Below are 536 nucleotides of genomic sequence, written 5' to 3'. Positions count from 1 at the left end.
ATGCCAGCCTTGGGTTGGACAAGCCGATCCCCATCCAATTCTTGTACTTCGTGGAGAACGTGTTCACCGGCGATCTTGGCACGTCAATCGCACTGAAGCTGCCTGTGACGACCATCATCATGCAACGCTTGCCGGTGACACTGATGCTGACCTTGATGGCAGCGCTGCTGGCCCTCGTTCTGGCCGTGCCACTGGCGTTCCTTGCCGCACTGAAGCGGGAACAGACCGCCGACGCGGTCATTCGAGGCACATTCCAGGTCGGATTGTCGATGCCTGTGTTTTATGTTGGTATCCTGATGTTGACCGTCTTCGGCGCAACGCTAAAGTGGTTCCCGGTCGGTGGCTATGGCGACACGTTTGCCGATAGGCTCTATCACCTGTTCCTGCCGGCTTTGACACTGGCGTTCAGCTTTTCTGCCGTGTTGATGCGCAATTTGCGGTCCTCGATCATAGGCGTCATCAACGCTGAATACGTCGATTTCGCCCGGGCCAAAGGGCTCCGACCCCGCATTATCATGACCAGACACGTGCTGCGC

At 57.3% G+C, this 536-nt stretch carries 1 protein-coding gene; it reads left to right on the top strand.

Going from position 1 to position 536, the window contains the following annotated elements:
- The coding region (locus ACXJ5O_RS29455) for an ABC transporter permease (protein WP_457302984.1) at nt 1-536 on the top strand (536 nt) is incomplete at both ends.

The organism is Phyllobacterium sp. P5_D12 (assembly GCF_054049495.1).
This window is presented reverse-complemented; position numbering and strand designations above follow the sequence as displayed.